This window comes from Paenibacillus sp. oral taxon 786 str. D14 (genome assembly GCF_000159955.1).
In the GTDB taxonomy this organism is placed as follows: domain Bacteria; phylum Bacillota; class Bacilli; order Paenibacillales; family Paenibacillaceae; genus Fontibacillus; species Fontibacillus phoenicis.
Window position 1 is genome coordinate 74469 of sequence record NZ_GG695988.1, and the last position, 6654, is coordinate 81122.

The window sequence follows — 6654 nt, forward strand, 5'->3', positions numbered from 1 at the left end:
CCTTTTTCATATCTCCTTGGCGCCTTCCTAGGCTTGAACCCGGCTTAGCGAAGGCCCCTTTTTTGGCCGAATTGGATAATATTTCATGATTTCGGAGAGAAGTGGGGCTACAATAATTGATTGTAGATATCCCGCTTTGCAACCCCCCGGTCGGCCGCAGTTTTTTTCATGGCTTCCTTCCGCGACAGCCCTTCTTCCGTTTCGTAATGCCGGACATGCTCCTCCACAGTTAGCGCTTGCCACCAGGCATCCCGCTTCTCCTTCACTTGGTCGGGATGTGCCCCTTCCACAACGAGGCAATATTCACCCAGCGGCGGATGCTCCTGCAGCCAAGCCAGGCAATCGTGAATCGTCCCCCGAGCCATTTCCTCATAACGCTTGGTTAATTCTCTCGCCAATACGATTCGCCGATCTCCCCAAACCTCGAGAAGGGACTCCAGCGTTTTGATCAATCGATGCGGCGATTCGTACAGCAACATCGTTCCCTCTTGATCCTCCAACGACTTCAACAACCGTTCCCGCTCTTTATGATCTCTTGGCAAAAATCCAAGGAACGTAAATCGATCCGTTGGCAAACCGGAAACGATGAGCGCCGATAATGCAGCATTCGCTCCCGGCACCGGAACGACTGCGATACCCGCCTCTAGCGCCAGCTTCACGAGATCACTTCCGGGGTCGGAAATCGCCGGCAGACCGGCATCGCTGACTAGCGCTAAATTTTTTCCTTCTATTATAAAGCGGATCAATTCTGGGCCACTGGCGGCCTTATTATGTTCGTGATAACTCAGCAATTTACCTGGAGAGATGTCGAAATGCGTTAACAGCTTGCGCGTCTGCCGCGTATCCTCCGCCGCGATAATGTCCACCTCTTGCAAGGTGCGCACGGCCCGGTAGGTCATATCCTCCAAATTCCCGATAGGCGTGCCAACCAGGAACAACTTGCCGTTTCCTGCTGGGGTGGTGTCCCTCGCAGCATTTTCAAAGCTCTTCTGTACTTGAACGTTCATGCTCTACCCTCTTTTGGCCCGTAATAGATATTCATGATTTCTTCGCAGTATTCCCCGTTTTCATTATATACGATCAATGGCGGCAGTACCCGCACATCCGGCTTGCCGTCCCGCAGCGCCTCGATCAGCACCATGTTCGCTTCCGCTCCCGCTCTTGGATGCACAAACCGGATCACCTTCGGCTCTAGTCGATATTGGCGCAGCAACGTCATAATTTCCCCTAATCGCTGCGGTCTGTGAACCATCGACACCTTGCCTCCGGGCCGAACCAGCCGCATCGACGCAGCCGCCACTTCCTCCAAACTGCAGTGAATTTCATGCCGGGCGATCGCCTGATACGTATTCAGCTTCGCCTCGCCGCTCGTCACCGGCATATACGGCGGGTTCACCGTAATGGCATCATACACCCCATGGCCCGTCACCCTCACCAGCTCGCGTAAATCTCCTTCACGAATTTCGATCCGGTGCGTCAGCCCGTTCATCTCCACACTGCGGCGAGCCATATCTGCAAGCCGCGGCTGGATCTCGATCCCTTCGATCTTCGCCTCCGTCCGGGTGGAGAGCAGCAAGGGGATCACCCCATTGCCGGTGCATAAATCGAGTATTTTGCCGTACTTGGGCACTGGTGCAAACCGGGCCAGCAACACGGCATCCATCGAGAAGCTAAACACTTCGTCGCTCTGGATGATATGTAAATCATGGGTCAGCAGGTCGTCTATCCGCTCCTGCTCATAAATTGGTACATGGTTCATCGACTCGGATACCCATCCTTTTTCAGCCTAAATTTAAAAAAAACCGCAGGGACACCCCCACGGTTCATCATTTATTCAAAAACGACAAGCAGAACAGGCAGTCACCTTCGGTGCGCAGATGCCCGTAATAAACGTTGCAAATATGAAAGCCCTCATGATAAAGACGCGCTAAGTTATCGTAGCCTTCACCGACGACATCGATCGCTTCTTTGCCAGCCGGAACCGGACTATCGGTTCTGACCGACGCCGGCATGGGCAGCGGTCCCTCGGTGCTCTCCCGCTTTAATATTTTGCGCAGCTGTTCATTCTCGAGGCGAAGCCGCTGGTTCTCTTCCACCAGCTTCTTGACCTCCAACATGAGGCTGCTCAAATCGCCGTGTACTTTTCCCATTTGCGTTTCCAGCGCCTGCATATTTGTGAAAATGTCCTTGTTCTCCAAGTTCCCACCCCAGAGTCTTCTCTAGAATCTATCTTGAAAAAGATCTTCTTTATTTCAGGACGACATCGTCCAGCGGAAGCTCCTTCACTTTCCCGATTTCGAACAACTGTACATGTACGGTGCGGCTGCCGGCGTTGAGTCCAACGACCTTGCCGTCTCCCAGCGAAGTAACGACGATTTTGCCTACGGATGGAAGCTCTTCTTTCGTGCTTTCGTAGTTGTCATGCTCGAACTTCAGACAGCACATCAGACGGCCGCATAATCCTGAGATTTTCGTAGGGTTCAGCGACAGGCTCTGGTCCTTCGCCATCTTGATCGATACCGGCTCAAAATCCCCCAACCAAGAGGAACAGCAGAGCACGCGTCCGCAGGGGCCGATACCGCCAAGCATCTTGGCTTCGTCCCGCACGCCGATCTGTCTGAGCTCAATCCGGGTCCGGAAGATGCTGGCCAGATCCTTCACCAACTCACGAAAATCCACACGGCCTTCCGCCGTAAAGTAAAAAATGATTTTATTGCGGTCAAACGTAAATTCGACGTCGACCAGCTTCATTTTCAAATCATGATCTTTAATTTTATTTAAACATGTGACAAAGGCATTCTTTGCCGCAAGCTTGTTCTCTTCGACAACTCGGGCGTCGGCTTCATCGGCGATCCGAATTACCTTCTTCAGCGGAAGGACGACATCGGATTCTCCAACCTTCTTCTTGCCGACCACCACTTTCCCATATTCGATCCCCCGAGCAGTCTCAACAATGACGTATTGATCCTTCTCTACCGGGAGGTCCAACGGATCGAAATAATAGATTTTGCCCGCCTTCTTAAAGCGGACGCCCACTACAGTATACAAAAACTAACCCCCTCGTATAGCTCTACAAGACTGGCGAACCGCAACCCACGAAAGCAGCGCGATCCAAAGAAACTATTACATTCCCTGCTCTTTCAGGGGAGAAAGTTTCATGCGAAATCAAAGCCTATCTGTCTATTCTTGGTGCAGGTCTTACCGTTGTCCATCCACGGCAATCAAAAACTGCTCTACGCAGAGATTGGCATTCATATGCTGCCGCAGCTTCTTCTTGCTCTCTGCAGCTAGCGCCATGGCCTCAATCCACTGTTCCGCACTGCGGCTGGAACAATGTTGATTGATAAACTGAAGCTCATCTATGAAAACGATTTGATCATGTTTATGATAGAGCGCATGGATCATATCTTTGAACCACAAATGGAAAAGGCTGAACAGCATGTCCAAATGATCGGTCAACCCGGATTTGAACAACATTTGCTGCGCCGTAATTATAGGAGAGCCACCACGGCCTGCGATCTCCTTACCTAATTGTAACACTACGTTTCTAACTTCTGCAAACCAATTCTGTTGGATTAAATCACGGCATGGACCCAGTCCCGCCGCGAGATGAACGGCACTGCGAGCCAAGGTTGTCGAAAACCCCTCGTTCGCCAATATCTGGAGCATCGTCTCCGGATTCACCGGCGAGAACGGAACCCACTGGGCGCGCGATTGAATCGTCGGGAGCAAAGCTCGTCCATTATCCGACAGCAGAATCGCTACGGCCGGGGACGGCGGTTCCTCCAGAAACTTGAGCAAGCTGTTGGCCGCTTGTACTGTCATTTTTTCGGCTTCATCAATAATGTAAGCCTTAGGATTACCGCTCTCCGAGCGATAGGAGAAGATCCGCTGAAGGTCGCGGATTTGTTCAATTTTGATCGTTGCCCCGTCGGGCTTGATCGTAAACAAATCGGGGTGATTGCCATGCAGCACCTTCCGGCACTCCAGACACTCCCCGCAAGCATCGTCTCCGCCCCGCGTGCAGAACAACGCCTGGACGAAGGCCATGGCCATTTCCATCTGCCCGCTTCCAGGCGGTCCACTAAATATATAGGCATGGGAGATTTCCCGGCGTCTCAGACTGCTTTGCAGCAATTGTTTGGCCGTCTCCTGCCCGATGATCTCTTGAAATGACATCTCTTTTGCCTCGTCCTTTCAAAGCTAGAAACACAGATTAATCAGCATGCCGCGGATCTCGCCGATCTTTTGTAGCAGCTCGATTTTGCCTTGCTCTGTCTCCAGCAGTTCGTCTGCCATCGCCAGCAGCGCAGCATCCACTTCATCAAGGAGCTTATAGCGCTTCCCGCGGCCGCGGCGGTCCCAGCCTCTCGATTCTTTGAGGCCGACACCCCGCCGAACCGTATCCTCCAGAAACCGCTTGACCATCATCCGGTACGCCTTCAGCTCCCGAACGGTCATGGACCGGGCAAGCCGGTTCCCTTGCATTTGAATCTCCTTAAATCTCCGGTTCAACTCTTCTTGGGTCGCCTGCTGCCCATGCTGCTGCATGACGTCGGCGAAGCTTTTGGACTGTACCGGCTTGGCAGGGCTGTCGCTCACCCCCAAGCCGCTTTTGAGCGGCCGGTATCCCGGATCAATTTTCAAAGCGTCCACCGCCTATAGTTGATTAAATAGATTGAATGAACTATGAAATCGAAGCCTCGACTCCGCGAGTGCGGAGAAGCAAGTTGAGTTCAAGATTCGACGTCGAACCCTCATCTCTGTGCTACATCGTGATCAAAAGCCTACTTTTTAATAACCACTATATTAGAAGTGTTCGAAACGGTCTACTGGGAGAACAAACACCGTCGCCCCGCCCACTTGCACTTCCACGGGCAACGGCAAATACGAATCGGTTGTACCGCTCATCGGGGTAACCGGGGTCACTAATTGTTCCCGCACTTTACAACTGTTACGGATCACTTTCAATACGTCATCCACTTGATGGTCGTCTACACCGATCATAAATGTGGTGTTCCCCGCCCGAAGAAACCCTCCGGTACTCGCCAGCTTCGTTGCCCGATAATTTTCTTTCACGAGCGCGCTGGATAGCCGGTTGCTGTCTTTATCTTGGATAATCGCAACAATCAGTTTCATATGCAGTACCTCCTTGTTTTATAAAATGTACCATACTAACCTATTTGACACCTAGGCCATGATCTCCTTTATTGCCACATAAAGATGCCCGCGAATCTCCGCCGCAACCTCTTCCTTACTACGAGAGGCATCAATCGTTTTGATCCGTTCCGGATACATCCCGGCGAGGATTTGATATCCTTCCCGAACCTTTTGATGAAAGTGCAGGCTCTCCATATCCAAACGGTTCACTTCACGTCCGGCACCGGCAGCGATCCGGGCTAACCCGACTTCCGGCTCAATATCGAGGTAGAAAGTGAGATCCGGAAACCGTCCCTTGGTGGCAAAAAGATTAATCTTCAGCACTTCATCGATCCCCAGCCCGCGGGCATACCCCTGATAGGCCAGGCTGCTATCTAAAAAGCGATCGCAGAGAACCGTAATCCCACGCTCCAGGGAGGGCTCCACCTTCTCCGCTAGATGCTGCCGCCGGGATGCGGCGTATAACAGCGCCTCGGTCCGCGCATCCATCGCCGTGTGCTGCGGATTCAAGATCACCTCACGGATCTTCTCCGCAATTTCAATGCCGCCAGGTTCCCTCGTAGAGATAAAGTTCACGCCTTGTTCCTTGAGCAGCCGTTCCATTTCCCGCATAACCGTCGTTTTGCCGGAGCCATCCCCCCCTTCAAGCGTAATAAATAATCCCTTGGCTTGATGGTTCATCTAGTTCGTTCCCTGCTTTCTTCTCCAAAAATCATGTACAAGTATATGCTTGGCTTTACCCTTTCTTGACTTGAATCGTCTGCAGCCGCGGGTCGGCCAGCCCCTGGCACTTGGCTCCCGAATCCCGCAGCATCCGCAGCCGCTGCCTTACCGCCTCGGTGATCGTCTCTCCGGGGTAGAGTAACGGAATACCTGGAGGATACGGAATGATCATTTCCGCCGCTTGCCGGCCAAGGCTTTCTTCAACGGGGATCGCTTCGCTCTCCCCTGGAAGCAGTGGCTTAAGGCTAAACGGTACAGGCTCAGACACCTCCGACAGATGCCCTTCATGAACTGAATTGTTCCACGTGGAAAGTTCCTCGGCCGAACCTGTTGGGGAAACGAGACCACTCCTCACCGCATTCCCCGGTGAATCGGCTTGGGCGATGCGATCCAGCGCTTGCAGCAGCCGATCGGCATCTTCCATCGTTGTTCCGGGGCCCAGCGCCAGGACCACAAAGCGGTCATCGCTCATCTCCGGCACGCAGCCTTCGGCTTCGAGCCGCTCTTGCAGTTCATACCCGGAGAGGGCTGCGGATGCATCGAATATCACAAGCTTCAAAGGATCTTGGATAGTATATGCAGCAACCTCTCCGCTGGCGCCCGGCGGTGCCACGACGCCGAAGCGCGATTGCTTGGCCAGGCCGCGCCGCAGATGCGCGGCCGCGGCGAGCCCGCCCTCGAAGAAGGCGGGGCCCTGCTGCCCCAGCAGGCTTCGGCTCAGATCGAGCGAAGCCATGATGGGGTAGGACGGGCTGGAGCTCTGCAGCATCG

General features: G+C 53.2%; 8 protein-coding genes and 1 pseudogene. All 9 read right to left on the reverse strand.

Translation table 11 applies throughout. The annotated features are described in order from the left end of the window. Window positions 1-107: 107 nt before the first annotated feature. On the reverse strand, window positions 108-1007 hold the full coding sequence (rsmI, locus tag POTG_RS18395) for a 16S rRNA (cytidine(1402)-2'-O)-methyltransferase (RefSeq protein WP_036646180.1): 900 nt from the start codon (window positions 1005-1007) through the stop codon (window positions 108-110). Next, window positions 1004-1759: a tRNA1(Val) (adenine(37)-N6)-methyltransferase gene (locus POTG_RS18400; RefSeq protein ID WP_009226362.1), complete on the reverse strand. Its 756-nt coding sequence runs from the start codon at window positions 1757-1759 to the stop codon at window positions 1004-1006. Before POTG_RS18400 ends, rsmI begins: the two co-directional genes overlap by 4 nt. A 67-nt stretch (window positions 1760-1826) precedes the next feature. Then, on the reverse strand, window positions 1827-2198 hold the full coding sequence (locus tag POTG_RS18405; protein ID WP_009226363.1) for an initiation-control protein YabA: 372 nt from the start codon (window positions 2196-2198) through the stop codon (window positions 1827-1829). Between the two features lie 49 nt (window positions 2199-2247). Next, window positions 2248-3048 carry a PSP1 domain-containing protein gene (locus POTG_RS18410; protein WP_009226364.1) on the reverse strand — a complete coding sequence of 267 codons (801 nt, stop codon included), beginning with the start codon at window positions 3046-3048 and terminating at the stop codon, window positions 2248-2250. Window positions 3049-3198: 150 nt separating this feature from the next. Beyond that, a complete protein-coding gene (gene holB / locus POTG_RS18415; protein ID WP_009226365.1) occupies window positions 3199-4179 on the reverse strand; it encodes a DNA polymerase III subunit delta' in 981 nt (326 codons plus the stop codon). Between the two features lie 24 nt (window positions 4180-4203). Further along, window positions 4204-4647, reverse strand: a complete 444-nt coding sequence (locus tag POTG_RS18420) for a YaaR family protein (RefSeq protein WP_009226366.1) — start codon at window positions 4645-4647, stop codon at window positions 4204-4206. Window positions 4648-4809: 162 nt separating this feature from the next. Beyond that, window positions 4810-5139, reverse strand: coding sequence for a cyclic-di-AMP receptor (locus POTG_RS18425; RefSeq protein ID WP_009226367.1), 330 nt, complete (start codon window positions 5137-5139; stop codon window positions 4810-4812). A 51-nt stretch (window positions 5140-5190) separates the two neighbouring features. Continuing rightward, a complete protein-coding gene (tmk, locus tag POTG_RS18430; protein ID WP_009226368.1) occupies window positions 5191-5841 on the reverse strand; it encodes a dTMP kinase in 651 nt (216 codons plus the stop codon). Between the two features lie 55 nt (window positions 5842-5896). Next, a pseudogene (locus POTG_RS18435) lies at window positions 5897-6654 on the reverse strand (aminotransferase class I/II-fold pyridoxal phosphate-dependent enzyme); the annotation flags it as partial.

Bases quoted from the DNA above. Each gene is read 5' to 3' on its own strand.
- holB (WP_009226365.1), bottom strand. From the start codon at position 4,179: ATGTCATTTCAAGAGATCATCGGGCAGGAGACGGCCAAACAATTGCTG.
- POTG_RS18400 (WP_009226362.1), bottom strand. From the start codon at position 1,759: ATGAACCATGTACCAATTTATGAGCAGGAGCGGATAGACGACCTGCTG.
- POTG_RS18425 (WP_009226367.1), bottom strand. From the start codon at position 5,139: ATGAAACTGATTGTTGCGATTATCCAAGATAAAGACAGCAACCGGCTA.
- tmk (WP_009226368.1), bottom strand. From the start codon at position 5,841: ATGAACCATCAAGCCAAGGGATTATTTATTACGCTTGAAGGGGGGGAT.
- rsmI (WP_036646180.1), bottom strand. From the start codon at position 1,007: ATGAACGTTCAAGTACAGAAGAGCTTTGAAAATGCTGCGAGGGACACC.